The sequence below is a fragment of the Nitrincola alkalilacustris genome (genome assembly GCF_008973755.1).
In the GTDB taxonomy this organism is placed as follows: Bacteria; Pseudomonadota; Gammaproteobacteria; order Pseudomonadales; family Balneatricaceae; genus Nitrincola; species Nitrincola alkalilacustris.
On record NZ_WBOM01000012.1, the window covers coordinates 1 to 25,565 of the forward strand.

Here is a 25,565-nt window from a genome sequence, read left to right on the forward strand (position 1 = left end):
GTTAGGTTACCTGCCCATGAGCCGACAATCGCGGTACAACCTCTTCCAACTGATCAACAGTCTCTATGAATACCGCTCCATCATCCTGACCACCAACAAGGATTTTACAGACTGGGGTGAGTTCTTCCATAACGACAATGTGGCGATCCCGATCGTGGACCGGATCATCCATCACTCACACATCTACATGCTGGGAGGTGAGAGCTATCGACTGAAAGAAAAACTGACCAATTAGCGAACTAGGTGGGTCAATTTTATTGGCCAAAAGTGGGTCAAAATAGATGGCCATTGACAGGTCAGAGAGTTGAAACAGCAATGACTATATGGGTCGATGCCGATGCATGTCCGGTGGTAATCAAGGAGATTCTGTTCCGAGCTGCCGAGCGGACAAAAGTGGAGCTGGTGCTGGTTGCCAATCAGGCGATGCGTGTGCCGCCTGCATCTAATATTCGTTCGATTCAGGTGAACTCCGGTTTTGATGTGGCAGATGATGAGATCGTCAAGCGGGTTCAGGTTGATGATCTGGTGATCACCAGCGATATTCCGCTGGCAGCCGAGGTGATCGAGAAGGGTGGTCATGCCCTGAGCTCACGCGGTGAGGCATTCACCAAAGAGAATATTCGCGGGCGACTGAATATTCGCGACTTTATGGATACGCTGCGCTCAAGCGGTATTCAAAGTGGTGGGCCACCGCCCTTGGGTCAGCGTGAACGACAGGCATTTGCCAATGAATTGGATCGTTATCTGGCGCGTTTCATGCGTTGACCTGTTACTGGCCTGTTCAAGGATGCTGAAATGACTACTGATGTTCTGATACTTCCCGGTTATCTCAATTCTGATCCGGATCACTGGCAAAGTCTGTGGGAGCAATCTTATCCTTCTTGCTCGCGAGTCATGCAGCGCGACTGGGAGAGGCCGGATTGTGATGAGTGGGTGGCTGAGCTGGAGAAGCGGGTCGCAGCTGCAGGTCCAGAAACGGTGCTGGTGGCGCATAGCATGGGTTGCTTGTTGGTCGCGCACTGGTCATCGCGCACTCGGCTGAAAATAAAAGGCGCATTGCTGGTCGCCCCTCCAGACCCGGGTGGTGCTCAGTTTCCTGCATCTGCTATGGGTTTCGGTTCCTTGCCAGCTGAGGCTTTTGGTTTTCCCTCCATCATGGTCGCCAGCAGTAATGATCCCTATGGTGAGTTGTCCTTTGCACAGCACTGTGCTCGAGATTGGGGTTGTCAGTTTATCAATCTTGGCGAAGCTGGGCATATCAATACAGAAACCGGTCTGGGTGACTGGCCATATGGTATCAGTCTGTTGCAGCAGTTGATGGGTTGATGCTCTATCCTTCAGAGAGTTGTTCTGTTTGATGAGGCGTCTGAATAGATGAGTTGGTATGACAGAGTGCCCGCGCCGGGGTTGGTGGCAGATATTATTCTGATATTGCACAGCCTGATTGTGGTGTTTGTTATCTTTGGCCTGGTGCTGACGCTGCTGGGTGGGTGGCTGAACTGGCAGTGGGTGCGCAATATCTGGTTTCGATCAATCCACTTGCTCACTATTTTGATAGTGGCCGCGCAGGCATGGTTCGGGATGATCTGTCCGCTGACAATCTGGGAGCAGGAATTAAGGCGGGTGGCGGGGCAGTTTTATTACGATATCTCATTCATTGAGTATTGGTTGGGGCAGTTGCTCTATTATGATTTGCCCTGGTGGGTATTTGTACTGATCTATTCGCTGTTTGGGGTGTTGGTTGCAATGACGTTCTGGCTGGTGCCACCGAGATGGCGTAAGCACTGAGGTTGCAGAGGTTGTGGTTGCTTAAGTTGATGCTGCTGGGTTTGATGTGAAGTATGTTGGTATTGCTTGGGTTGGTGTGCAAATTTCAGACAAAAAAAAGCCCCGCTATGCGGAGCTTATCTTTCTAGGCGTCAGCCCGGATTCAGAGTACCTGAATCTGTGAAGCCTGAGGACCTTTAGCACCCTGTGCAGGGGTGAAAGATACCTGCTGGCCTTCAGCCAGAGTTTTGAAACCATTACCAACGATTTCAGAGAAATGTGCAAACAGATCTTTGCTGCCGTCGTCTGGAGTAATGAAACCAAAACCTTTAGCTTCGTTGAACCATTTAACTGTACCAGTAGCCATTTAAGTCTTACCTTATAAAAATATTGATGAGCAATGCTCGGAAAATGCAATGAAAATCAAAGAGAGGGGACTGAAAGACTGAAGTACCGTAAGGATCCAACAAATACTAGGGTCGCGCCAACTTGAGTGATCTTGCTGAACCCATAGTATGAGATTGGTACCCTGTCGTCAAACCTTATTTGATTTATTTTCATGCGGGCACTCCTTTGCCTTGTTGTTCAGACTCAGTAACCGCGCTGGCGATCAATAAGCCCACTGGGGGATTCGCCGGACTCGAGCAGCTTGATCTTCTCGCAGATCTGCTGCACGGTTTCATCGCGCAGGGTGCGCGCCGATACGTGTGGCGTCAGGGTGATGGATGGGTGTCTCCAGAAGGGGTGTTCTATCGGGAGAGGTTCCTGGCGGAACACATCCAGTACCGCATGGCGTATCAGGCCCTCATCAATGGCGCGGATCAGGTCGTGATCAACCAGATGCTCGCCTCTACCAACATTGATCACCACCGCATCCGGCAACAGGCTGCTAAAGGTATCGTAGTTGAGCAGGTCTCTGGTTTCGGGTGTCAGTGGCAGGGTGTTGATCAGTACGCGAGTCCGCGCAAGAAAGGGTTTGAGCTGCTCCTGGCTGGCAAATGATTCGACACCCTCTATCGGATGCCTGGAACGGCTCCAACCAGCAACCGGATAGTCGAGTCCCGCCAGTGTGGTGGCCACTCGCTTGCCTATCTGACCCAGACCCAGCACGCCGATACTCCAGTCCTGACGGCGAATAGGGCGCAGCATTTTCCAGACTCCGGATGCCTGCTGGGAGCGGTAGTCGGCCATATCGCGGCTTGCTTCGACAACATGGTAAGCCACATATTCGGCCATCTGAGCCGACATGCCGGCATCTTCAAGGCGGTAGATCGGCAGATTGTCTGGCAGCCCAGGCAGTTTGAGCAGGGCATCAACACCGGCTCCCAGATTGAATATGGCCTTCAGCGAGTGTGTCTGTGCGAACACCTCTGCGGGTGGTTGCCAGACAATCGCATAGTCGGCATCGGTCGCTGGGTTTGCTGCATCCCAGATATGGATATCGGCCTGGGGTAGCTGCTCCAGCAGTGGGGCTTTCCAACGTTCGGCTTTCGGGTCTTCGGTGGCAAAGAGAATCTTCATCAACGTGTCCATTCCTTGTGCTTGCTTGGTGACCCTATGCTAACGCTCTGCACCAGAAAAATGAAAGGGCATCCGCGCAGAATACCCCCTGGTGTATATATCACTCCTTCCTGCACCTCCCTAGACTTGGATCATTACCAGAGTCTGAGAGGTACGACTGTGAAAACATTACAAGAATGGAAAACCTTGAGTGAGTCCATGACGCTGCGGGGCGAGGCCTATATCAATGGCTGTTTTCAGCCATCGCTGAGTGGTGAGACCTTCCCCTGTATCAATCCGGCAACCGAGCAGTTGCTGATTAATGTGGCCAGCTGCGATCAGGGCGATGTCGATCTGGCGGTGGCTAATGCGCGAGAAGTGTTCCGCTCGGGTATCTGGTCCGAGATGGCACCCAAGGCACGCAAAAAGGTGCTATTGAGGCTGGCCGACCTGCTGGAGAAACACCAGGATGAGTTTGCGCTGCTGGATACGCTGGATATGGGAAAATCCATCTCCGAGATGGTGAATATCGATGTGCCGGATACGATCGATTGCTTCCGCTGGACAGCCGAGAGTATCGATAAGGTATATGGCGAGATCGCTCCTACCGGTCATGACACGCTGGCACTGATCAGCCGTGAGCCGGTGGGTGTGGTGGCAGCGATCACGCCCTGGAACTACCCGCTGATGATGGCGACCTGGAAGCTGGCACCGGCGCTGGCAGCCGGGAACAGTGTGATACTCAAACCCTCTGAAAAATCACCCTTGAGCGCGTTGCGACTGGCTGAGCTGGCCACCGAGGCGGGCTTGCCTGATGGTGTACTGAATGTGCTGCCTGGATTTGGCCATACTGCCGGTAAAGCACTGGCGCTGCATCGTGATGTGAATGTCCTGGCGTTTACCGGTTCCAGCCGAGTGGCGGGGATGCTGATGGAGTATGCCGGCCAGTCCAATATGAAGCGTGTCTGGCTTGAGGCGGGCGGCAAATCACCCAATCTGATCTTTGATGATTGTGAAGATGTTAAAAAGGCAGCGGCCACGGCGGCTGCGGCGATTTTTTCCAATCAGGGTGAGGTGTGTATCGCCTGTTCACGCATCTATGTACAAAAAAGCATCAAGGAGCGCTTCCTGGCTGAGCTGATTGAGGCGGCCAGCCAGTATCAGCCTGCTGATCCGCTTGACCCGGCAACCTGCATGGGCCCGGTGGTGGATGCCGTGCAACTGGCAACGGTGGAGCGCTATATCAGTTCGGCGCTGGAGGAGGGTGGTCAGTGCGTGCTGGGTGGCCTGCCGAAATATGTACCAGGGAAGGGATATTTCGTGCAGCCGACCATCATTGATCAGGCGCATAATGGCATGACCTTCGTGAAGGAGGAGATCTTTGGCCCTGTGCTCGCGGTGTGTGAGTTTGAAACTGAGGAGGAGGCCATTGCACTCGCCAATGACTCGGTTTATGGTCTGGGTGCTTCCGTATGGACCGCTAACCTGTCGCGCGCTCATCGCGTCAGTCGCAAACTGGAAACCGGCATGGTCTGGGTGAATACCTGGGGTGAGGGCGACAGCACAGTACCCTTTGGTGGTGTGAAGGCATCGGGTAACGGACGCGACAAGTCGTTGCATTCACTGGAGAAGTACACCGAGCTGAAAACCGTCTGGATACGCCTGTGATCGTGAGGGGCTATCCAGCCCCCTTATCCAGCTCCCTTATTCAGCCCCGTTATCGATATCAGTGATGCTGTACCGCCACTCTGGCAGATGATGCCGGCTCCAGCTCATTCAGATGGCTGAGGAACAGGGTGAAAAGCTCCGACTGGGTGGAGGTGTGAAAGCGGGAGTGTATATTCTTGCGATGCACCTTTACCGTTCCCAGGCTGATATGCAGCCGATCTGCAATCGACTGGGAGGAGTGCCCCTGCAGGATCAAGCCGGTGATCTCCTGCTCTCGGCGTGTCAGAACACCACTGCCAAAGGTATTCAAAGCCTGCCGTATGGCCCCTTCCGCTTTTTCATACTGCACATACTCCTGATGCTGAGATAGCCAGAACTGACGCATCAGGGAGTTGATGATCGGGTAGATATCCTGAAGTCGCTGCATTTCAGCGCGGGTAATGCTGCCGAGCAGTGAGCGCCGCCCGAGTGACAGGCTACAGGTGATATCGCTTTCCAGTTGAATCACCAGGTTGATTTCATCCACCAGGCCGAAGTTCTGATAGCAGCTCTGATAGTACTCGGTCATCTCGAAGGAGTCCGGGGCGATGTCGCTCAGGCGGCTGACGTCGGAGATGCTGCCCGACATGATAGCGTTGTAGAGCGGGTCCAGTACGTAGGCCTGCTTGATATAGCTGTGCAGTGTCTGGCTCTGTTCGGCGGGATCGGTCGGGTGCAGGATAATCGGTTTGCAGTCCTGCTTGTAGGTCACGATCAGCAGGGTGTCGAAGTTGCATTGGGTGGCCAGAAAGGCCTCAAGGGCTTTGGGAAAGGTGCGCAGACGGGTTTGATCGATCAGTGAGGCAAGACTTTTCTGCCAGCCGCTATCTTTTTCTGATATGCGCTTCATGATGTCTCTCTGGAGGCTTACGGTTTGTCGTGATGTGTTTCATTGATGGCAGTGGAACGAGCCGGACATTGCTGCCCGGCCGTTGTAACGGGGATCTGTTATTTGACCGACTTGAGGGTCAGGTCCAGACACAGGCGTGCCTTGTCGCAGATCTCGTCCACTTCGCTGCGGTTGATCACCAGTGGCGGTGACAGCACCATGCGACTGCCGACAGCGCGCATGATCAGGCCGTTGTTAAAGCAGTGGTCGCGACAGATCAGGCCGATATCCATATCCGACGGGAAGAGGGTCTTGCTCGCCTTGTCCTTGACCAGCGCCATGCCAGCCACCAGGCCCACCCCTTCGATATGACCGACAAGAGGGTGATCTGCCAGCGTTTCTCTCAGCTTGGCCTGGAAATAGGGGCCGATATCATCTGCCACATACTCCACCAGCTTGCGCGACTTCATCAGGCGAATGGTGGCCAGCGCTGTGGCTGCTGCAACCGGGTGGCCTGAATAGGTGAAGCCATGGTTGAAGTCTTCATTGTGCTCAATGAACGCATGTGCAATGCGGTTGCCGACGGCGACTGCTGCAATCGGCAGATAGCCGGATGACAGGCCTTTTGCCATGGAGATGATGTCCGGCTGGATGCCGAAGGTCTGGCTGCCGAACCAGTTACCGGTTCGGCCAAAGCCGCAGATCACCTCATCGGCTGCAATCAGCACATCATACTTGTTACAGATCTTCTGAATCTCCTGCCAGTAGTTGGCGGGTGGCACGATCACGCCACCGGCTCCCTGCAATGGCTCCCCGATAAAGGCTGCCACGTTTTCGGGTCCTACGGCCAGGATCTTATCTTCCAGCGCCTTGGCGCAGGCGATGCCGAACTCCTCTTCACTCATGTCACCGGCTTCACCGTACCAGTAAGGCTGGCGAATACGTTCAATGCCGGGCAGCAGTGGTGCGCCCTGCTTGTGCATACCACTCATGCCACCGAGGCTGGCGCCGCCGACAGTGCTGCCATGGTAGGCGTTTTCACGGCTGATCAGGATGTTCTTATAGGGCTTGCCCTTGATACACCAGTACTGACGCACCATGCGGATAATGGTGTCGATCGCCTCAGAGCCTGAGTTGGCAAAGAAGATATGGTTCAGATCACCCGGTGTCACGCTGGCAATCTCTTTGGCCAGTTCGGCTGCCGGTGCGTGAGTGGTCTGAAAGAAGGTGTTATAGAAGGGTAGCTGCTGCATCTGCTGATGCGCGGCATCTACCAGCTCCTGACAGTTATAGCCCAGGTTCACGCACCACAAGCCCGCCATGCCGTCGATGATCTTGTTGCCTTCACTATCCCACAGATAAACGCCTTCACCATGCGTAATGACACGGGCACCTTTTTTGTTCAGAGCACCGGTATTGGTAAAGGGGTGCATATGGTGCTCGGCATCCATGCACTGAACGGCGAGGGTTTTGGCGGAGGGGGACTGGGTTTTGTTGAGCATGATGTTTCTCCCGGCAGCACTGGTTAATGCAGGGCTGGTGTTGTCTTGTTATGTGATCATTAAAGTTGAATACAGATATGCTTGATCTGATATTAACTCTATTTTGTGATCACAAAATTATAAAGTCAATACAAATAAACACCCAGCCAAGGCTCTGGGTGAGTCGGCTGAGGGCTTAAAAGGGGTTAAGTGATTGAGGTGAATCTGAAAGTGCAGATAAGGAGAGCTCGGGCCTGATGGAGAGGTCAGGCCTGATTGGATTGTTCGATGAAGCTCTGCAGTAGTTCAGGAGTATCGGCAAAGGCAAATCCCTCGCGGATATCGGCAGCTATGGCGCGCTGCAGGGCGAAGGCGTCCCGGTCACGAATGGCGGCAAGCGCTTCGTTGTGGCGATCGATCACATAGTGCTCCTGCAGCTTGCTGGAGGCCAGGCGCATGAAGGGGCCAAGTTGCAGCCAGAGGCTTTCGATCAGGGGGAGTGTGATCTGGTGTGGGTTAGCCTTGTAGAGGGCGCGATGAAAGCGCTGGTTGAGAATGCTGATCTGCTCCAGATTGCCCTCTGCCTGCGCGTTATCTATCTGTCGGTCCAGTTGTTGCAGGTGCTGCAGCTGCTCTCCATCGATGTAGGGCAGGGCGCGGGCGGCTGCATGGCACTCTATCGCTATGCGGGCTTCGCAGAGTTCGGTGAACTTCATGGCCGTCATTTTTGGCACCATCACCCGGCGATTGCCCTGTATCTCCAGTGCACCCTCGGCCGAGAGCTGGCGCAGCGCCTCGCGCACCGGCATCGGACTGACATCCAGAATGCCGGCCAGCTCGCGGATGGTCAGTGCGCGGCCGGGCAGTATCTGCCCCTGCATCACAGCATCTCTGAGGGAGGTGTATACCCATTGTGTCACGGTGCCGTTGTCATCGCGCTCGGGTGGGGTGATCTGTATCGGAGATTTCTTATCCATTGTCTCGGCTGGCCAGATGGTTTCGGCTGCATTGTAGCCTGCTCGCTTATCAGCGTGAAGCGATCAGGGCAGATTGACCTTTTTTAAATTTTGTGATCAAATTGATTTATATTTTTGTGATCACAATTTATATCAATTTCCCAAGTAAAAACCCACAAAAGCTGATCAAAAAGCTTTCGTCTCAGCTGAAAAAAGTACATCCGTACTTAAGAGAGTCTCTGTATGTCGTCTAATAACAATACTGAATTTGATCTGTTCATCACGGATCTTAATGGCAACCTGCGTGGAAAACGGATGCCCTGGAAAGCGCTCGGCAAGGTGATGGAGGAGGGTGTGAAACTGCCTCGCTCCGTGCTGGGGTTCGATTTCTGGGGCGATGATGTGCTTGAAAACGGTCTGGTCTTTGAGACAGGCGATATCGATGGTACCTGCATGCCGGTGCAGCAACCAGTGCCGGTCACCTGGTCGGAATCGCCGCGGCATCAGATTCTGGCTACCATGTTCAACCCGGATGGCACCCCTTTTGGCGCCGACCCGCGTCAGGTGTTGTCACGGATTGTGGATCGGTTCAAATCACATGGGCTGACCCCGGTGGTTGCGACTGAGCTTGAATTTTACCTGCTGGATGGTGATTCCGAGGTGAGTCAGCGCCCTCAGCCACCAATACTGTCCGAAGGTCATGGTCGTCGTCTGACCGAAACCGACTGCTACTCCATTGATGAGATGGATGGCCTGTCCTCTTTCTTTTCCGATGTGCGTGAAGCCTGTGAGCTGCAGGGTGTACCGGCAGATACGATTGTGTCTGAGCTGGGGCCAGGGCAGTTCGAGATCAACCTAGTGCATGTCGCTGACCCGATGCTGGCCGGTGATCAGGCGACCATGTTCAAGCGTCTGGTCAAGGGGATTGCACGCAAGCATGGTTACGCCGCGACTTTCATGGCCAAGCCTTACACCAAAAAGAGCGGTAATGGTCTGCATGTTCATTTCAGCCTGCTGAATGAAGACGGTATCAACGTATTTGATGATGGTGGAGAGGAGGGTACCGATCTGCTGCGCTATGCTGTGGGCGGCCTGATGCGCACCATGTCAGACAGTATGCTGACCTTTGCACCACATATGAACTCCTATCGCCGCTTCAAGGTCGGGGCGCATGCACCGACTTTTGCCAGTTGGGGTTACGAGAACCGTACTGTGGCCATCCGTATCCCAGAGAGCCCACCTGTGGCGCGTCGTATCGAGCATCGTGTAGCGGGGGCGGATGCCAACCCCTATCTGGTGCTGGCTACGGTGCTTGCAGGCGCGCTCTACGGTATCGAGAATAAGCTGATGCCAATGGCAGCGATCGAGGGCGATGCCTACAACGAGGCTGAGGCTAACCGCGAGCTGTTGCTGCCGAACAAGTGGGATGTCGCCACCGAGGTGTTCAGCCGCAGTCAGGTGTTGAAGGAGTATCTGGGCGAAGAGTTCGTCCGTGTCTATTCGGCAGCCAAGCGCCAGGAGTTACGCAAGCTGCATGAACGCATTTCGGATGTGGAGTACGAGTCCTACCTCGGCTTGCTCTGATCTGAAATCGGGATAAACAGAAACCTCCGGTTGTGATGATCGGAGGTTTTTTTATACCTGAATCCGCTGCTTCAACGCATATCCCGGAGGCCTTAGGTGAGACGCCGTGAATACATCCCTGTAGGCATACACTGGCAACTGCTCCTGCGTTGCCAGTGTACAGTCCATCCTTGGACATAACTCACCCAAGGTCTCCGGGATATGCCTGTACATACAAGCAGTTGTCAGTTTTTGAGGGCGGAGGAACGCGTGCCTGACAGTGGGATCAGGCACGCGAGGGATCAGCTGAACAGGTAACCCATGCCAAGCAGCAGGAAGAAGGTCAGCACCGCGCCGATCAGCGCATAGGGAATCTGGGTCAGTGCATGCTGCATCGGTGTGCAGCCTGAGCCCTGGGACGAAAGTACGGTAGAGTCGCTGAAGAAGCAGGCGTGGCTGCCAAAAGCAGAGGCAGACATAAGAGCACCGACAGTCAGTGGCATGGACATCTCCAGTGTCAGGGCCATCGGGATCACAATCGGCAGTGACACGACAAAGACACCCCAGCTTGAACCTGTCGCAAACACCACGGCAGCCATGGACAGGAAGACCAGTGCCGGCAGCATCTCTTTGGAAAGGTAGGGTGACAGTGCGTCAATGATATAGGGTGTCATACCCAGTTGGTCGTTCACCTCTTTCAGCATGAAACCGGCGCAGACGACAGCAATCGGGTATAGCATCACCTTGAAGCCATCCAGCATCGCATCGACCAACTGGCCGAAGTTGAGCAGTCGCTGCCAGAAATAGAGCACCATGGTGAACATGGAAGCGACCAGTGCCCCGAACAACAGATCTATTTCGTAATATACACTGGCGGCAACCAGTACGATCATCGGCAACACAAAGTTCATCAGACCTACCCAGGGGGAGGTGTGCTTGAGATGCGAGGTGTCAAAGTCAGTCACCGGGGCGTCATCTGGAATCGGCTGGCCCGCCTTGGCGCGTTTTTCTGCCTGCTTCATCGGGCCAAAATCACCGAGTATGCCCATGGCGACCAGAAACACCACCAGCAGTGCTACCCAGCCATAGATCATGTAAGGGATCGACTGAATATAGAGCCACATCCCCTGGCCCTTATCGACGGCGCCATTATCTTCCAGCAGTGCTGCAAAATAGACTGCCCAGGTAGAGATAGGAACCAGGATACAGACCGGAGCAGCGGTTGAGTCAACCAGAAAAGCCAGCTTCTCGCGCGAGATGCCAAAGCGATCCGTGAGATTCTTCATTGAGGCTGACACGGCAAGAGAGTTCAGGTAGTCGTCAATAAACACCATCACACCCAGGCCGCAGGTGGTCAGCATGGTGCCTCGCCGTGTCTTGATCCGTCTGGCCATCAGCTTGCCAAAGCTGAGGACGCTGCCGCCACGCTCCAGCATGTTGATCAGGCCTCCCATCATGCCGCACACCAGTACGATCCAGACGATGGTGTCATTCTGCACCACCTCCATGGAGAGGTCGCCCAGTCCTGAAACGAGATTGGCTGGATCAAGCAGCAGCAAGCCGGCAATGACACCGGCAAAAATAGACTCCAGTGGCTTTTTGGTGCTGATCGCCACGAACAGAATCAGGAGCGCAGGCAGCAGACTGTAGAAGCCATAGGCTTCACCTTCGGCTACCTGGGTGGACAGGTAGGCAAAAGCGGCCATGATCAATCCATAGAAGATCAGCCAGCGGGTAGGAGAGTTGCTTTCTTTGGTAGCCTTGTTGACCACCAGTGAAGAGTTAAGGGAAGAATCTAGCGAAGAGTTTAATGGAGTGGTATTGGTACTCATTAAAACACCCTGGTTGGATTTATTGTAAGTGTTGGATCGGCCTGGCAGACGGCTTCAGAGATGAGTCGCAGCAACTGCCATCTGGTAAGTAACAATACGGGTAGGGCAAACAGGGGATAAATACCTATCCGGGTATATTTTTCTGTTCAGGGGGGGGAGGGCTGCTTTTATCTCTCCAGGCAGTCAGGTGTTTTCGGCAGATTCTCTTTCAGCAGCTTGATCAGTTGAGTATCAGACCAGCTACGCTTATAGATCAAACCGAAGCTGTAATGAAAAGCGGGCCGAAAGGGCTTGATGACAATGCCACGCTGCACTGCGACTGTATCGTAGGCAGTAATCGGGTTGATCAGGCTGATGCCAACCCCATTGGCAACAAGACTGCAGATCGCCGCGATATTCGCTTCTGTTTTGCCAGAGATGCGGATCTTATTCTGTGAGATCAGCCTCAATACCTGATCGGCGGCCAGATTGGGCTGGTTGGGAATGACCAGATGCTGATTCTTCAGGTCAGTGATCTCGATATGATCAGCTGCCGCCAACGGATGATTGGCTGGAATCATGCAAACGGCTTCTACCGTAAACAACTCTTCAATAATCAGTCTTTCGCTGGTAACCGGGAGGGTGACAAATCCGGCATCAAAATGTCCTGACTCCACGGCACGCACCACGTCCGGGCTTGGCATGATGTCAAAGTAGATGCTGTATTTGGGATTGATCCTCAGGATTGAAGCGATCACCTGGGGAATATAGGCAAAACCAAGGGCAGGGGCGGAAACCAGTCTCATTCTGGAGGCGCCGAACTCGCGCAGCGCCACGATGGTGTGCTTCATCTCATCCAGATTGCCCATCAGTTCCATGATCTCCTGATAAAGCTCTTCCGCCTCGGGCAGGGCAATCAGGCGATTTTTATGACGCATGAACAGCGCCATACCGATGTTTTCCTCCAGTTGAGCCAGTGATCGGCTCACTCCCGACTGGGTTATGCCCAGCTCTCTGGCCGCTCTTGTTGCGGTGCCGGACTCGAAAAGTGTTTTGAAAACAATCAGTGATTTCAGTGAGTTGAGATGAAGTTCGCTCATACTTGTGACTCGCTGTCTTTTCTGCTCAATAGGGTCGGATAACTGCATTACAGCTTCCTGCCATGACTTAAAATCATAATATCATGAAAAAACATTATGCATTGATATTATGTGATTTTTTCATACACTCAGTTGAAGTCGGATATTAAGAGGCTCGCTTGAAAGAGTCATTGGCTTATAAAAATGCAGAAGAAACCTTTCATCAGGTTATATTCGATCTGAAAGAGGGGGTCTGAATACCAGGGCAGTATCCGTTCTGCCTGAGTGGATAATTACAACATGGGATATAAAGATGAATAAAATAAAACAGCATTTGGCTAAATCTCTTACCGCAGCTGCCCTCGTTCTGGGCGCAGCATCCATGATCTCCACACCTGCCTATTCTCGTGATCTGTCTGAAATCAGGAATGATGTTTTTCAGGTTGCCAACTCAGGTGCTTATCCTCCCTTCAGCTTTGTTGATACTGCCGGCAATCTGGTTGGCTTTGATGTTGATATAGCCAAAGCCGTGGCAGAAAAAATGGGTGTCGAAGTCAATATTCAGACCTCGCCCTGGAACGGGATTATCGCCGCATTGGCCGGTGGTCGTTTTGATGCTTGTATCTGCAGCATGAGTGTAACTGAAGAGCGCCAGCGTGCGGTGGATTTCACCGACTCCTACTACAGCGCCGGTCTGTCTGTCTGGGTTCAGGGCAACAATGACGATATCCATAGCCTGGATGATCTGGCCGGTAAGCGCGTCGGATCGACACTGGGTGAAACAGGAAATCAGTGGGCCGTTGAAAACGGACAGGGTAAATGGCGCAATCAGACCTTCCAGGGCCTGCCTGATATGCTGACAGGTCTGACGACCGGTCGTGTCGATGCGATGATCGCAGATGACGTGCCAGTGTATGTGGCGCTGAGAGAAAACAATCCGGATATCAAAATAGTCGATGTCGGCGAGCTGCCAAGATGGCCTGCGGCGATTTCGATTCAGAAAAACAAACCTGAGCTACTGGCTGCTCTGAATACTGCGCTTCAGGAGATCAAGGATGATGGTACTTACCAGGAGATCGTTGATAAATGGATTGGTGAAGGTGCCAATATAGAATAATTAACCATTATTCATGGAAGAAGATCATTAATCAGCATGTGATATGAGTAGGTTTATTTTTATCAGAACCTGCTCATATCCAGAATGCACTGCCCCCTTGAGAGATCTATAAAAACATAAAAGGGTAAGCTCATGGACTTTAATTTAATGGCGGATATCACGCCATTATTGATAAAAGCAGCCTGGGTGACGATCGATATTTCGGCAAGAGCTATCGTCATCGGCTTTATGGTTGCCAGCACACTTGTTTTTCTCCGTTCCATCAAATTCAAACCGCTGCAATGGTTTGTACGTGGCTATGTCAGTCTTGTGCGCGGTACGCCTTATTTCGTGCAGCTACTGCTGGTGTTTTATGGAGGGCCGACAATCGGCCTGAAAATGGACCCCTTCACCTGTGGGGTGATGGTTGGCGCGTTCAATATCGGGGCCTATATGAGTGAAGCGATCCGCGGCGCGCTGGAGTCGGTCGATTCCGGCCAGAACGAGGCTTCGCGATCACTCGGTTTCGGTCGCCTGCAGACGCTGGGCTATATCGAACTGCCCCAGGCGGCGGGTCTGATGATTCGTTCAGTCGGCGTGCTGGCTATCGTACTGGTCAAGAACTCATCCCTGGTATCCATCATCTCCGTTGTCGAGCTGACCTATCAGGCACAGCGGCTGATCGGTTCCACCTACAAGCCATTGGAGATCTTCACGCTCAGTGCATTGATGTACATCGTCATCGTGTATGCCGTGATGGGGATTGTCGAATTGGCTTACCGACGCGCTACCCGGTATACCACCCAATAGGAGGATGCAGTGATGGAATTGGATTTCTCACCGGTTTTAACCTACCTGCCGACACTCATCTCCGGGGTTGGTGTGACCTTTGTGATTGCAGTGGTGGTCGGACTTTTTTCTGTAGTGGGTGGCCTGCTGGTTGCGGTGATCTCGATCTACACCAATAAGGTGGTCAGTTGGCCTTTGCGCTTTTTCATCTGGTTGTTCATGACAACACCTCTGCTGTTGCAGTTGTATTTCCTCTACTTCGGCCTGGGGGAGTGGATACTCATACCGGCGCTGGTGGTGGGTGTGCTGGGGCTCGGGTTTCACTATATGGCCTACAACGCGGATATCTTCATCGCCACGATCAGGTCGATCACCAATGGCCAGTATGAGGCATCGCGCTCGCTGGGCTTCGGTCATCTGAGAACGCTTTATTACATCATCGTACCGCAGGCGTTTATTCGCTCGGTGCCTCAGATAGGTAATAACCTGATTCTGATGGTCAAGGATACCTCAGTATTGTCTGCGATCGGTGTGGCGGAGCTGGTGTATGCCTCGCAGTATGCGATCAGCGTCAGCTTCAGGCCGTTTGAGTTCTTCATCGTGATTGCGGTCATCTACTACGTCATCAATCTCTTCATGGAATTTGGCCAGTCTCGCCTGGAGCGTCTGACGGCCTATCGTCGATAAGGAAACTCGCCATGACTGGAATTGAAACCAATACTGCGTTCGGCAAAAACAACATGGAGCAACCATGAGTACTCAGAATATGACCGAAACTCCGATGGTGGAGATAAAAAATGTCCATAAAAGCTTTGGCGATCTCAAGGTGCTCAAGGGAATAGATCTGACAGTTGATCGAGGCAAGATCGTGTCCATTATCGGGTCGTCCGGGTCAGGCAAAAGCACTCTGCTGCGTTCAGTCAATCATCTGGAAGTGATCGATGAGGGCACGATTCTGCTGGACGGCGTGCAGGTCAATCGTCCGGATATGAAGGGGCTGGCCTTTGAGCGCCACATAAACCATATCCGCCAGAACATGGGCATGGTGTTTCAGCACTTCAATCTGTTTCCGCATCTGTCGACCCTCGACAACGTGACCCTCGCTCCGCGCAAACTCAAGGGGATGGACAGGAAAACCGCCCGTGAGCTGGGCATGGAGTACCTGGAGCGTGTGGGGCTGGCTGCCAAAGCGGAAGTTTTTCCGTCACACCTGTCGGGTGGTCAGAAGCAGCGGGTCGCGATAGCGAGGGCGCTGGCGATGCAGCCCAAGGTGATGCTGTTCGATGAGGCAACATCAGCGCTCGATCCGGAGCTGGTGGAGGAGGTGAACCTGGTTATGCGCAGCCTGGCCAAGGAGCATATGACCATGCTGATCGTGACTCATGAGATGGCATTTGCACGCGATGTGTCCGACTGGGCGATGTTCATGGATGGTGGCGTTGTGGTGGAGGAGGGGCCACCGGATAAATTCTTCACCAACCCGGACCATGAGCGGACACGTAGCTTCCTTAAAAAGCATCTGGACTCGAATCATTAAAGGTCGCAACACAGTCTGCAAGTCGTGCAGTAGGTTATTCGAGGTGCCCTGAAGCTCATCGGGGTCGTCTATCACTCCGTCTCATGTGAGACATGAATTCAAGTAGGTTGTATGTCCAAGAGTGCATTGTTTTATCAAACCGGTGTGGATCTGCCGCTGGTCAGTCATGGTGAAGGGATCTATCTCTGGGATACCGAGGGCACGCGTTATATCGATGCCTGCTCGGGTGCGATCACCTGCAATATGGGGCATCAGCACCCGGCCATCACGGCTGCGATGAAAGCACAGCTGGACCAGGTGGCGTTCAGCTACCGGACACAGTTCGAGAGCCAGGTGGCGGTAGATCTTGGGGATGAGCTGGTGGCACTGAGTCGTGGCCATCTGCAGAAGGTGTTCTTTGTCGGTGGTGGTTCGGAAGCGGTCGAAAGCGCGATGAAGCTGGCGCGGCAGTATTTTTTTGAGCGGGGTGAGCCACAGCGCAAACGCTTCGTGTCTTTGAGCCCCTCCTATCATGGCAGCACGCTGGGTGCGCTGGGCCTGACCGGTTATGAGCCGCTGGAAAAACCCTTCAAGGACCTGGTGATGCCATCGATCAAGGTGCCATCGCCTGATTTTTATCGCTACCGAGAGGGTGATGTCGAGTCACATATCGCGGCAGTGCTGGAACAGACCGAAGCGGCGATGGCGGCAGAACCGGCTGACAGCATTATCGCCTTCGTACTGGAGCCGGTAGGCGGGGCCAGTACGGGTGGTCGGATGCTCAATCGGCAATATCTGGAGGGTGTGCAGCGCCTGTGTGATCGTTTCGGATGCCTGCTGATCATGGATGAGGTGCTCAGCGGCATGGGGCGTACCGGCGAGTGGTTTGCCTGGCAGCACTGGGATATCCGCCCGGACATTCTGGCGCTGGCCAAGGGGATGGGGGCGGGTTATTACCCCATCGCTGCCATCATGGCACGCGATGAGCTGGTGGATACCATCCAGAGCAAGAGTGGCTTCATGCATGGGCATACCTATGCCGGTAATCCACTGGCCTGCGCCACCGGCTTGGCCGTGATCCGCGCCATGAAGGATGAGGCGGTGCTGGAGAATGTGCGTAAAGAAGGCGTGTATCTGCGTGAGCAACTGGACTGGCTCAAATCCAGACATGCGTGCATCGGTGATGTGCGGGGTATCGGATTTCTGCAGGGCGTGGAACTGGTGCAGTCGCAAAGCAGTAAACAGCCGTTTCCGGCTGAGTTCAACGCCTTCAACAAGATCACACAGATCGCCAAGGATAATGGTTTGCTGATCTATCCCCGTCGCTGCCTGAATGGAGTGTTGGGCGATCATTTTCTGGTGACACCACCGCTGAATACGACCCATCAGCAGATCGACGAGATCATCGCGTTGCTGGATCAGTCGTTGACAGAGTTTGCACAGACACTACCGGATAAAGCGATATGAACAAAGTAACACACATAGAAGAGGCGATCGCCGCGATACCTTCCGGTGCCGTGGTGATGGTGGGTGGGTTCGGCAGCCCCGGCACACCCTTCAGCCTGATCAATGAGCTGTTGCGCCAGGGGCAGAAGCATCTGACGCTGATCAAGAACGATGCCAACGAAGCCGGTATCGGTATCAGCAAGCTGATAGAGGCCGGGCGAGTGGATCGTCTGATCACCACCCATATCGGCCTGAACAAGACAGCGATTGAGTGGATGAACACACAGCGGCTGGAGGTTGAGTTTCATCCTCAGGGGATGCTGGCAGAGAAGATCCGCACCGCCGGTGCCGGCAGCTTTGGCTTTCTGACCGATATCGGGCTGGGGTGTGAAATCACCCGTGAGGATCAGCTACTTGATTGGGAGGGGGAGCGCTACAAGGTGGAGATGGCATTGAAGGCGGATTTTGCGCTGATTCATGCGGCGCGGTCTGATCGTCTGGGTAATCTGGTGTATGAAGGCAGTGCGATGAACTTCAGCCCACTGATGGCGATGGCGGCGGATCAGGTGATCGTCGAAACGCCTGAGTGCTGTGAGCCGGGAGAGATCGCCCCGAACCAGATCCATACCCCCTGTGCGTTTGTTAATTCACTGGTCCTGCTGCCCTTGTTGACGCAGGAATATGCTGTAATGGAGCATCATGTCAGACATTGAAATCATACTGAAACGTGCCGTGCACGAGGTGCATCCTGGCAGCATTCTGAATCTGGGGATCGGCCTGCCAACACAGTTGCTGGATTATCTGCCGGATGATCTGGATGTAATGATCCACTCCGAGAATGGTGTGCTGGGTGCCTGGAAGCAGGCGCCACGTGAGGAGATGAGTGCGTCGCTGATCGATGCGGCTGGTGCCTATATCTCGACAGTGAAGGGCTGCAGCTTTTTCGACAGCGCTGTTTCCTTTGCGATGATCCGGCGCAGCAAGATCGATCTGACCATGATCGGCGCCTTCGAGGTGGATCAGGAGGGTAATCTGGCCAACTGGAAGATTCCCGGCAAGTTCTCTCCCGGCATCGGGGGCGCGATGGAGCTGGCGCAGAAAACACCGCGCATCGTGGTGCTGAGCACCCACTGCGACAAACATGGCAAGCCGAAAATTCTGACAAAATGCCGCCTGCCGGTGACCGCTTATCACTGTGTGTCGCGCATCATTACCGACAAGGCGGTGCTGGATGTGACGCCGGATGGATTGCTGGTGACTGAAATGGCCGCCGGTATGACACCGGAATCGTTGCAGGCGATCACCGAAGCGCCGTTGATCTTCGCTGCAGATACGTTGGATCTGACGGAGGAGGTCAAGCTGTCATGAATAGTGTGGAACAGACGATCGTCAAGAGTTGTGATGAGGTGTTCAACGATCTGCTCTCGTTCACCCAGGATATGGTCAAGCAATACAGCGTGCTGAATCAGGAGCAGGGTGTGCTGGATGTAGTAGAACGGCAGCTGGCGGATCTGCAGCTGCCGGTGCAGCGTGTGGCGATGAAGCATGAAGCCCTCTGCAGCCATCCACTCTATGCGCCGGTGCCCTGGAACCACGAAGATAAATATAATCTGGTGTCGCAGATTAACCCCGGTGCAGAGGGTAAAACACTGGTGTTCAACGGCCATCTGGATGTGGTCAGTGCGGCACCGGCTGATATGTGGACGCGTGCCCCGCATGAGCCCTGGATCCAGGATGGCTGGCTCTATGGCCGTGGTGCCGGTGATATGCAATCAGGTGTGGCGGCGATGATCTATGCCGTGCATGCTGTCAGGCACGCAGGCTTCAAGATCGCATCACCGCTGACGCTTCAGGCAGTGGTGGAGGAGGAGTGCTCGGGTAATGGTGCACTGTCCTGTCTGCAGCAGGGGTTTGGTGGTGATTTTGTATTGATTCCCGAGCCCTTCGGCCCGCAGATCTATACCGGTCAGGTTGGCGTGCTCTGGTTCAAACTGACGGTTCAGGGCAAACCGGTTCATGTGCAGGATACGGCAGCCGGTGAGAATGCGATTGAAAAGCTGCAACGCTTTATTCCTCCACTGAAACAGCTTGAAGAGCGGCTGAACAGCGATTATCGCCAGCCCCCTTACGATACGATTGCCAACCCGTTCAACCTCAATATCGGCACCATTCAGGGCGGTAACTGGCCCTCCAGTGTGCCAGCCTATGCCGAGATGGAGGGTCGCATCGGCTTTCCGGTGGGGATGTCTGCCAATGAGATCATGCAGAAGGTCAGTGATGTGATTGAGCAGGCCAGCCAGGCGATGAATCTGTCGGGTGCTGGTAAACCGATCCTGCGCTTCCATGGTTTCCGCTCAGAGGGGCATCTGGTCGATCTCAAGCATGCAGGCATTGGATTGCTGGCTGACTGTCATCGCAGCCTGGTGGGTGCAGAGCCGGAGCAGTATCTATCTACCTGCACCACGGATCTGCGCGCCTTCCACTTCTACAGTCGTACGGCTGGCACCTGTTACGGCCCGATTGCACGCAATATTCACGGGGTGGATGAGTGTGTGGATATCGAATCGGTGCGACATACCCTTAAAACCTATGCCCTGTTCATCAGCCGCTGGTGCAAACTGGAGCCCTTATGAAACCTGTCTATCTGACCCACTATCGCCGTACGGCGTTCAGCCGCGCGCATCCGGTTAAAACCGAAACCGATGCCTTCGCAGAGATCTCCGGCCCTGAACTGCTGGCGCGTCTGATTGATGCGATGCTCGACGAGACGGGACTCGATCCTGAGCTGGTTGATGATCTGACGCTAGGCTGTGCGCTGCCGGTAAAAGAGCAGTGGAGTTTTGGTGGGCGCTATCCGGTCATGCAAAGCCAGCTCGGGGATCAGTGTGCCTCGCGTATGATCGATCAACAGTGTGGCTCCGGTCTTGCGGCGATGCGGACAGCCGCCATGATTCTCCAGTCAGGCGCGGCTGAGATTGCGCTGGCGGGCGGGTTTGAGCATATGACCCGTGTGCCGATGGGGCCCTCCCTGTTTCAGGAGGGAGTGCTGACAGTGCCAGAGGTGCAGTCACACTATGATATGCAGCGTGCAATGAATATGGGGCTGACCGCCGAGTCTCTGGCGGCACATGCCGGCATCGGGCGCGAAGCGATGGACCGATTTGCCTGCCGCTCGCATGAGCTGGCAGCAGATGCCAGGGATCGCGGCTTTCATGCAGGTGAGATTCTGCCGATCAAGACCCCGTCAGTGGATGCCTATGCGCTTGATGCCTGTATCCGGGATACGACGACCCTGGAGACACTGTCGGGTTTGAAACCGGTGTTTCAGGAGGATGGCCTGATCACGGCAGGTAACAGCTCGCCGCTGACAACAGGTGCGGCGCTGTCGCTGCTGATGTCCGAATCGGCCTTGCAGCGCAGCTCACTTGAACCACTGGCCAGAGTGATCGCCTGTGTTGATCGCGGTACTCGTCCCGAACTGATGGGGCAGGGGGTGGTGCCAGCGGTGGAAAAACTGCTGCAGGTAACGGGGTTGGCAGTGGCGGATATTGATCTGTGGGAGATCAACGAAGCCTTCAGCATCGTGCCGCTCTATGCGATGCAGCAACTGGGTATTGATGCTGAGCGTGTGAATATCAATGGAGGCGCGCTTGCGCTGGGGCACCCGTTGGGAGCAACCGGGATTCGTCTGGCAGGAACGCTGGCCAGAGCCTTGCAGGCGCAGAAAGGGCGCTATGGGATTGCTGCGGCGTGTATCGGTGGTGGGCAGGGGATTGCTATGTTAATTGAGCGGTGTTGAATGAACAGTGTTGATTGCCCTGCTGCTGCGCTGTTCTTAAATGCGAATAATCACGAGGAAATGAAATGACCAATATCCTCACGGCTTGTATCAAAAACTGGTACTGGAATACTGTGAGGGAGAAAATGGGCAATGCGATCACGGCGAGTGGTAGACTAGTTGGATGAATAGCCATTATTTGATAACTGGATCCGTGATTTCATAGACAACTATTTGTATGTGCAGGATATTCTGAAGGCCTTGGATGAGACGCCGTAAATACGTCCCTGTAGGCTTGAGTGCCGCATCCCTGCGGCACACACTCACCCAAGACCTCCAGAATATACCTCGAAGTCACGGATTCAGGTGATAGTGATGTCGATGTCTGAACTAAAAAGGATCAATAGCTGGATGTTCTATGTTCAGCAACATTAAAGATCAGGAAATGGTGTTGATGATTGAAGCTTGCCTGACGGGAACGAGAGAAGAAGCGGCTGAGGTACTAAAGAAGCAGAGCTTTGCAGGTAGCTGCCATGCCTTATAACCCTCCATACAGCATCACACCGATCATCCTTAAGCAAGTGGCTGATATCAGTGAGGCTATAGGCCGCTTAAGCGCACAGGTTGATATGAGCAATGCTTTGCGTTTGCGCCGTGCTAATCGTATTCGCACCGTACAAGGCTCATTGGCCATTGAGGGTAATACCCTCAGCGAAGCTCAGATAACGGCTATTTTGGAGGGCAAGCACGTTATAGCACCGCCCAAAGAGGTGCTGGAAGTACAGAATGCGCTCAAAGCCTATGATAAATTACCCCATTGGCAGCCAGCAAATGAGCAACACTTGCTGCACGCACATCGGGTGTTGATGGCAGGCTTGTTAGAAGACGCTGGGCATTATCGACAAGGCGGTGTGGGGGTGATGTCGGGTGATCAGGTGGTGCATATGGCACCGGGGGCTAACCAGGTGCCCAGGCTAATGACCGATCTGCTCCGCTGGTTACAGCACATTGATGCGCCTGCGTTAATCACTAGTTGCGTGTTTCATTACGAGTTTGAATTTATTCACCCCTTTGCTGATGGCAATGGTCGAATAGGGCGGTTGTGGCAAACCTTGATTTTAAGTCAGTGGCAACCGGTGTTTACCGACATCCCTGTTGAAAGCCTGATTCACCAGCACCAGCCTGCATACTATCAAGCGCTGCGAGACAGTACAGCTCGTTCTGATTGCTCCCCCTTTATTGAGTTCATGTTGGGTGTTATTACCGCAACGCTGCAAGAGACGCTGGCCAATGTGTCGGAAACCAGTTCAAAAACGCGGGTAAAAACGCAGGTAGAAACGCGGGTAAAAACCCCCGAACAGATTTTAGCCTTGCTGGCACAACACCCGGAAATGTCGCTGGTCGATGTGGCAGTACATTTGGGGCGCTCACCCAGTACTATTGAACGTGCGGTGGCCAGGCTTAAAGAGCAGCAACGCCTTGCTTTTCATGGCCCGAAAAAAGGTGGTTATTGGCAAGTGTTAGAGAGCAAGTAAAGGACGGATTATAAACAGCACTTTGCTGTGCACTTCCTTCTTCGAGGCTGATCTGTTGCTAGCTGTTGATTGAGCGGTGTGATTGAAGGGAGGATAAATAAAGATGGTCGGAGTGGAGGGATTCGAACCCCCGACCCTCTGGTCCCAAACCAGATGCGCTACCAAACTGCGCTACACTCCGACACTTTTGTTCAGATTGCCAGATTGCATGGCGATCTCTGAATTGGCTCCTCGAGCTGGACTCGAACCAGCGACCAATAGATTAACAGTCTACTGCTCTACCAACTGAGCTATCGAGGAACTGCTCAATTCAGGCCGCGTATATTAATGATGAGTGCTGGCAGGGTCAACAGAAGAATGAGGAGATTTGAAAATTCTTTTTAAATCAAAAGACTGGACAGCTTCGAATTGTACAAAATTTAAGCAATGATATCGGTTGGCGATAGATCAAGGTAAGAGGGTTTATCTGTGTTGACTAGTATTTGGATGATGCAGGATTTTTACAAAAAAGAGGGGAATTAATGGTCGGAGTGGAGGGATTCGAACCCCCGACCCTCTGGTCCCAAACCAGATGCGCTACCAAACTGCGCTACACTCCGACGTTTCGCGATGATCATCTTGCATGAACATCGCTGAATTGGCTCCTCGAGCTGGACTCGAACCAGCGACCAATAGATTAACAGTCTACTGCTCTACCAACTGAGCTATCGAGGAACTGCTCAACTCAGGCCGCGTATATTAATGGTCCTGATGGTGGCCGTCAACTGATTGGCAAAAATAATTTATAAACTGTCTGTCATCACACTTTTAAGTATAATCTTTGAGCAATCAATAAGATGTGGCAAGCTGTACCCTGTAACAGAGACAGGGGTTTAGGGAGACGTATCGTATGACAACCATTCTGGGTAAAGACGCACCACTTGAGGATTCCATCGCGACCATGAGCGAAGGACTCAAGCGTCTTGGCTTTGATATAGAGGAGGTCAGCTGGCTGAATCCTATCCCTAATGTCTGGTCGGTGCACATCCATGATCGTAACTGCAATCTGCTGTTTGCCAATGGCAAGGGGATGAGCCGCGAAGCTGCCCTGGCCAGTGCGTTGGGTGAGTTTTTCGAGCGTCTGAGCACTAATTATTACTTTGCCGACTACTTTTTGGGTGCGGATAATGCTGCGGCTGATTTTGTGCACTATCCTCAGGAGCGTTGGTTCAAGGTGTCAGCCAAGGGCTGGCCGGAAGGGTTGCTGGATGAGGCAACGCGTAACCATTACGACCTGCATGGCGAGCTGTCGCCGGCATCGCTGATCGATATCAATTCAGGCAATGCCGAGCGCGGCATCTGCGCACTGCCCTTTGTGAAACAGCGCACCGACGAGACGGTCTGGTTTCCGGTGAATGTGATCGGCAATCTCTATGTCAGCAATGGCATGGCCTCCGGTAACAGCATGTGGGAGGCGCGGGTTCATGCGCTGTCTGAGATCTTCGAGCGTCATATCAAGAACACCATCATCTCATCCGGTATCAGTCTGCCCTCTATCCCGGATGCGATTATCAACCGTTATCCCCGGGTCAGGGCGGCCCTCAAATCACTGCGTAACCACGGTTTTGTGATTGAAGTGCGTGATGCGTCGCTGGGTGGCAAGTTTCCGCTGGTCAATGTCAGCCTGTTTCATCCGCAAAGCGGTGGCTGCTATGCCTCTTTTGGCGCACATCCCAAATTTCAGGTGGCACTGGAGCGGGCCGTGACCGAGTTGTTACAGGGCCGGGCGCTGGATCAACTGGACCAGTTCCCGATGCCGGTGTTCGATATCGAGGAAGCTGCCGAGCCGCACAACCTGGAAGCGCACTTCATCGATTCCAGTGGTGTGGTGGCCTGGGATCTCTTCTCTGCCAATACCGACTATCCCTTTACGGAGTGGAATATCGAGGGTGATACCCGGGCTGAGTTTGAAGAGCTGTGTCGACGTATTCACCGTGTCGATATGGATATCTATATCGCCGATTATGAGCATCTGGGCTTTTACACCTGTCGCATTCTGGTGCCGGGCATGTCCGAGATCTATCCGGTCGATGAGCTGATCTGGAGCAATAATAATGCGGCGGCTCATCTGCGTCCGCTGCTGCTGGCTTTGCCCGATCTCGATCAGGAGCAGTATGCGGATCTGTATGATGCGCTGGATGAGGCGGGCTTTGATGAGCAGTATCAGGTCGCGGAACTGATCGGTATTGTGGCCGATGCCGGCAGCCCCTGGGAAACTCTGCGAATCGGGGAGCTTAAATGTCTGCTGGCGCTGCAGCTCGAAGATCCGCAAGGCGCTTTCGAGATGAGTGAATGGCTGCTGGCTTTCCAGCATCTGCCTGCACCACGCATGCGGCTGTTCCGCTGCCTGCATCAGGTGTTGGGTATTGAGCTGAGCGAAAGTCGTGAGCTGGACAGTTATCTGTCGGTGCTCAAGAGGATCTATACACCGGAGCTGGTCAAACGCTGTCGCGAAATGATTCAGGGGCAGGAGCTGTTCAGTGATTACGGCAGCCACGACGAGCGCCTCAAGCGTTTCAAGCTGCACCAGCAGTTGCTTTCAGCCTGGCATCTGCTCGATCTGGCCAAACGCTCGCAGGAAAAGCGCTCACAGGAAAAACCGATAGATTCGTGACAAAGGTTAGGCACCCGCATCGATTTTCGCTAGAATCACCCAATTGAATTCACCAGGCT

25 protein-coding genes and 4 tRNA genes are annotated in these 25,565 nt (G+C 53.7%); 18 read left to right on the top strand and 11 right to left on the bottom strand.

The genetic code is table 11. From position 1 onward, the window contains the following. From F7R27_RS17195 to F7R27_RS17210, 4 genes are all read left to right on the top strand, one after another. Positions 1-235: ATP-binding protein (locus F7R27_RS17195; protein ID WP_168927547.1), on the top strand; the 235-nt coding region annotated here is incomplete at its 5' end. An 80-nt stretch (positions 236-315) separates the two neighbouring features. Further along, on the top strand, positions 316-765 hold the full coding sequence (locus F7R27_RS17200) for a YaiI/YqxD family protein (protein ID WP_151705507.1): 450 nt from the start codon (positions 316-318) through the stop codon (positions 763-765). A gap of 30 nt (positions 766-795) precedes the next feature. Beyond that, positions 796-1,326, top strand: coding sequence for an RBBP9/YdeN family alpha/beta hydrolase (locus F7R27_RS17205; protein WP_151705508.1), 531 nt, complete (start codon positions 796-798; stop codon positions 1,324-1,326). Between the two features lie 48 nt (positions 1,327-1,374). After that, entirely contained in the window at positions 1,375-1,788 is a 414-nt protein-coding gene (locus tag F7R27_RS17210) for a DUF2784 domain-containing protein (protein ID WP_151705509.1), read from the top strand. Positions 1,789-1,930: 142 nt separating this feature from the next. On the opposite strand, the gene F7R27_RS17215 is transcribed toward F7R27_RS17210, so the two are convergent. Further along, positions 1,931-2,134 (bottom strand): cold-shock protein, encoded by a 204-nt coding sequence (locus F7R27_RS17215; RefSeq protein WP_151705510.1) that lies wholly within the window; start codon positions 2,132-2,134, stop codon positions 1,931-1,933. 224 nt (positions 2,135-2,358) lie between these two features. Then, a complete protein-coding gene (locus F7R27_RS17220) occupies positions 2,359-3,288 on the bottom strand; it encodes a 2-hydroxyacid dehydrogenase (RefSeq protein WP_151705511.1) in 930 nt (309 codons plus the stop codon). Positions 3,289-3,447: 159 nt separating this feature from the next. Between F7R27_RS17220 and F7R27_RS17225 the strand changes: the two genes are divergently transcribed. Then, a complete protein-coding gene (locus F7R27_RS17225; RefSeq protein ID WP_151705512.1) occupies positions 3,448-4,935 on the top strand; it encodes an aldehyde dehydrogenase in 1,488 nt (495 codons plus the stop codon). 58 nt (positions 4,936-4,993) lie between these two features. Here the strand turns inward: F7R27_RS17225 and F7R27_RS17230 are convergent, their stop codons facing one another. The 3 genes from F7R27_RS17230 to F7R27_RS17240 form a co-directional block, all read right to left on the bottom strand. Then, positions 4,994-5,824 carry a LuxR family transcriptional regulator gene (locus F7R27_RS17230; protein ID WP_151705513.1) on the bottom strand — a complete coding sequence of 277 codons (831 nt, stop codon included), beginning with the start codon at positions 5,822-5,824 and terminating at the stop codon, positions 4,994-4,996. 98 nt (positions 5,825-5,922) lie between these two features. Continuing rightward, the gene (locus tag F7R27_RS17235) at positions 5,923-7,305 is read right to left on the bottom strand and encodes an aspartate aminotransferase family protein (RefSeq protein WP_151705514.1); all 1,383 of its coding nucleotides are present in this window, start codon (positions 7,303-7,305) and stop codon (positions 5,923-5,925) included. Positions 7,306-7,550: 245 nt separating this feature from the next. Then, complete coding sequence (locus tag F7R27_RS17240; RefSeq protein WP_151705515.1) at positions 7,551-8,261, bottom strand: GntR family transcriptional regulator; 711 nt, start codon at positions 8,259-8,261, stop codon at positions 7,551-7,553. A 222-nt stretch (positions 8,262-8,483) separates the two neighbouring features. Between F7R27_RS17240 and F7R27_RS17245 the strand changes: the two genes are divergently transcribed. Next, complete coding sequence (locus F7R27_RS17245; protein ID WP_151705516.1) at positions 8,484-9,824, top strand: glutamine synthetase family protein; 1,341 nt, start codon at positions 8,484-8,486, stop codon at positions 9,822-9,824. A gap of 281 nt (positions 9,825-10,105) precedes the next feature. On the opposite strand, the gene F7R27_RS17250 is transcribed toward F7R27_RS17245, so the two are convergent. Both F7R27_RS17250 and F7R27_RS17255 read right to left on the bottom strand, forming a co-directional pair. Next, positions 10,106-11,509, bottom strand: a complete 1,404-nt coding sequence (locus F7R27_RS17250; RefSeq protein WP_420846637.1) for a Na+/H+ antiporter NhaC family protein — start codon at positions 11,507-11,509, stop codon at positions 10,106-10,108. Between the two features lie 293 nt (positions 11,510-11,802). Further along, positions 11,803-12,714: a LysR family transcriptional regulator gene (locus F7R27_RS17255; RefSeq protein WP_151705593.1), complete on the bottom strand. Its 912-nt coding sequence runs from the start codon at positions 12,712-12,714 to the stop codon at positions 11,803-11,805. Positions 12,715-13,006: 292 nt separating this feature from the next. On the opposite strand from F7R27_RS17255, the gene F7R27_RS17260 reads away from it, so the two are divergent. The 11 genes from F7R27_RS17260 to F7R27_RS17305 all read left to right on the top strand — a co-directional run bounded on the left by F7R27_RS17260 (position 13,007) and on the right by F7R27_RS17305 (position 22,853). Beyond that, entirely contained in the window at positions 13,007-13,810 is an 804-nt protein-coding gene (locus tag F7R27_RS17260; protein ID WP_151705518.1) for a transporter substrate-binding domain-containing protein, read from the top strand. 132 nt (positions 13,811-13,942) lie between these two features. Then, entirely contained in the window at positions 13,943-14,599 is a 657-nt protein-coding gene (locus F7R27_RS17265; protein WP_151705519.1) for an amino acid ABC transporter permease, read from the top strand. Between the two features lie 12 nt (positions 14,600-14,611). Next, on the top strand, positions 14,612-15,265 hold the full coding sequence (locus F7R27_RS17270; protein ID WP_151705520.1) for an amino acid ABC transporter permease: 654 nt from the start codon (positions 14,612-14,614) through the stop codon (positions 15,263-15,265). A 64-nt stretch (positions 15,266-15,329) separates the two neighbouring features. After that, positions 15,330-16,115 (top strand): amino acid ABC transporter ATP-binding protein, encoded by a 786-nt coding sequence (locus F7R27_RS17275; RefSeq protein WP_476739172.1) that lies wholly within the window; start codon positions 15,330-15,332, stop codon positions 16,113-16,115. Positions 16,116-16,226: 111 nt separating this feature from the next. Next, on the top strand, positions 16,227-17,561 hold the full coding sequence (locus F7R27_RS17280) for an aminotransferase family protein (protein ID WP_151705521.1): 1,335 nt from the start codon (positions 16,227-16,229) through the stop codon (positions 17,559-17,561). Continuing rightward, a complete protein-coding gene (locus tag F7R27_RS17285; RefSeq protein WP_151705522.1) occupies positions 17,558-18,253 on the top strand; it encodes a CoA transferase subunit A in 696 nt (231 codons plus the stop codon). Before F7R27_RS17280 ends, F7R27_RS17285 begins: the two co-directional genes overlap by 4 nt. Then, on the top strand, positions 18,240-18,908 hold the full coding sequence (locus F7R27_RS17290; protein WP_240776423.1) for a 3-oxoacid CoA-transferase subunit B: 669 nt from the start codon (positions 18,240-18,242) through the stop codon (positions 18,906-18,908). The genes F7R27_RS17285 and F7R27_RS17290 overlap by 14 nt, the downstream gene beginning before the upstream one ends. Beyond that, a complete protein-coding gene (locus F7R27_RS17295; protein ID WP_151705524.1) occupies positions 18,905-20,173 on the top strand; it encodes an ArgE/DapE family deacylase in 1,269 nt (422 codons plus the stop codon). Before F7R27_RS17290 ends, F7R27_RS17295 begins: the two co-directional genes overlap by 4 nt. Further along, positions 20,170-21,339, top strand: coding sequence for an acetyl-CoA C-acyltransferase (locus F7R27_RS17300; RefSeq protein ID WP_151705525.1), 1,170 nt, complete (start codon positions 20,170-20,172; stop codon positions 21,337-21,339). Before F7R27_RS17295 ends, F7R27_RS17300 begins: the two co-directional genes overlap by 4 nt. 397 nt (positions 21,340-21,736) lie before the next feature. Beyond that, entirely contained in the window at positions 21,737-21,862 is a 126-nt protein-coding gene (locus F7R27_RS18945; protein ID WP_276612571.1) for a hypothetical protein, read from the top strand. After that, complete coding sequence (locus tag F7R27_RS17305) at positions 21,852-22,853, top strand: Fic family protein (protein WP_151705526.1); 1,002 nt, start codon at positions 21,852-21,854, stop codon at positions 22,851-22,853. Before F7R27_RS18945 ends, F7R27_RS17305 begins: the two co-directional genes overlap by 11 nt. Positions 22,854-22,957: 104 nt before the next feature. Here F7R27_RS17305 and F7R27_RS17310 read toward each other — a convergent pair. The 4 genes from F7R27_RS17310 to F7R27_RS17325 form a co-directional block, all read right to left on the bottom strand. Beyond that, positions 22,958-23,034 (bottom strand) — tRNA-Pro (locus F7R27_RS17310). Positions 23,035-23,077: 43 nt separating this feature from the next. Beyond that, positions 23,078-23,153, bottom strand: a tRNA-Asn gene (locus F7R27_RS17315). Between the two features lie 222 nt (positions 23,154-23,375). Further along, positions 23,376-23,452: transfer RNA gene (locus F7R27_RS17320), tRNA-Pro, on the bottom strand. A 39-nt stretch (positions 23,453-23,491) separates the two neighbouring features. Next, positions 23,492-23,567 (bottom strand) — tRNA-Asn (locus F7R27_RS17325). Positions 23,568-23,742: 175 nt separating this feature from the next. Between F7R27_RS17325 and ycaO the strand changes: the two genes are divergently transcribed. Next, on the top strand, positions 23,743-25,506 hold the full coding sequence (gene ycaO, locus F7R27_RS17330; RefSeq protein WP_151705527.1) for a 30S ribosomal protein S12 methylthiotransferase accessory factor YcaO: 1,764 nt from the start codon (positions 23,743-23,745) through the stop codon (positions 25,504-25,506). Positions 25,507-25,565 lie beyond the last annotated feature (59 nt).

Excerpts from the sequence above, each read along its gene's own strand:
- F7R27_RS17270 (WP_151705520.1), top strand. The coding sequence starts at position 14,612 with ATGGAATTGGATTTCTCACCGGTTTTAACCTACCTGCCGACACTCATC.
- F7R27_RS17275 (WP_476739172.1), top strand. The coding sequence starts at position 15,330 with ATGAGTACTCAGAATATGACCGAAACTCCGATGGTGGAGATAAAAAAT.
- F7R27_RS17300 (WP_151705525.1), top strand. The coding sequence starts at position 20,170 with ATGAAACCTGTCTATCTGACCCACTATCGCCGTACGGCGTTCAGCCGC.
- F7R27_RS17260 (WP_151705518.1), top strand. The coding sequence starts at position 13,007 with ATGAATAAAATAAAACAGCATTTGGCTAAATCTCTTACCGCAGCTGCC.
- F7R27_RS17250 (WP_420846637.1), bottom strand. The coding sequence starts at position 11,509 with ATGGCCGCTTTTGCCTACCTGTCCACCCAGGTAGCCGAAGGTGAAGCC.
- F7R27_RS18945 (WP_276612571.1), top strand. The coding sequence starts at position 21,737 with ATGTTCAGCAACATTAAAGATCAGGAAATGGTGTTGATGATTGAAGCT.
- F7R27_RS17285 (WP_151705522.1), top strand. The coding sequence starts at position 17,558 with ATGAACAAAGTAACACACATAGAAGAGGCGATCGCCGCGATACCTTCC.
- F7R27_RS17235 (WP_151705514.1), bottom strand. The coding sequence starts at position 7,305 with ATGCTCAACAAAACCCAGTCCCCCTCCGCCAAAACCCTCGCCGTTCAG.
- F7R27_RS17255 (WP_151705593.1), bottom strand. The coding sequence starts at position 12,714 with ATGAGCGAACTTCATCTCAACTCACTGAAATCACTGATTGTTTTCAAA.
- F7R27_RS17220 (WP_151705511.1), bottom strand. The coding sequence starts at position 3,288 with ATGAAGATTCTCTTTGCCACCGAAGACCCGAAAGCCGAACGTTGGAAA.
- F7R27_RS17200 (WP_151705507.1), top strand. The coding sequence starts at position 316 with ATGACTATATGGGTCGATGCCGATGCATGTCCGGTGGTAATCAAGGAG.
- F7R27_RS17230 (WP_151705513.1), bottom strand. The coding sequence starts at position 5,824 with ATGAAGCGCATATCAGAAAAAGATAGCGGCTGGCAGAAAAGTCTTGCC.
- F7R27_RS17290 (WP_240776423.1), top strand. The coding sequence starts at position 18,240 with ATGTCAGACATTGAAATCATACTGAAACGTGCCGTGCACGAGGTGCAT.
- F7R27_RS17205 (WP_151705508.1), top strand. The coding sequence starts at position 796 with ATGACTACTGATGTTCTGATACTTCCCGGTTATCTCAATTCTGATCCG.
- F7R27_RS17245 (WP_151705516.1), top strand. The coding sequence starts at position 8,484 with ATGTCGTCTAATAACAATACTGAATTTGATCTGTTCATCACGGATCTT.
- F7R27_RS17280 (WP_151705521.1), top strand. The coding sequence starts at position 16,227 with ATGTCCAAGAGTGCATTGTTTTATCAAACCGGTGTGGATCTGCCGCTG.
- ycaO (WP_151705527.1), top strand. The coding sequence starts at position 23,743 with ATGACAACCATTCTGGGTAAAGACGCACCACTTGAGGATTCCATCGCG.
- F7R27_RS17215 (WP_151705510.1), bottom strand. The coding sequence starts at position 2,134 with ATGGCTACTGGTACAGTTAAATGGTTCAACGAAGCTAAAGGTTTTGGT.
- F7R27_RS17265 (WP_151705519.1), top strand. The coding sequence starts at position 13,943 with ATGGACTTTAATTTAATGGCGGATATCACGCCATTATTGATAAAAGCA.
- F7R27_RS17210 (WP_151705509.1), top strand. The coding sequence starts at position 1,375 with ATGAGTTGGTATGACAGAGTGCCCGCGCCGGGGTTGGTGGCAGATATT.
- F7R27_RS17295 (WP_151705524.1), top strand. The coding sequence starts at position 18,905 with ATGAATAGTGTGGAACAGACGATCGTCAAGAGTTGTGATGAGGTGTTC.
- F7R27_RS17305 (WP_151705526.1), top strand. The coding sequence starts at position 21,852 with ATGCCTTATAACCCTCCATACAGCATCACACCGATCATCCTTAAGCAA.
- F7R27_RS17240 (WP_151705515.1), bottom strand. The coding sequence starts at position 8,261 with ATGGATAAGAAATCTCCGATACAGATCACCCCACCCGAGCGCGATGAC.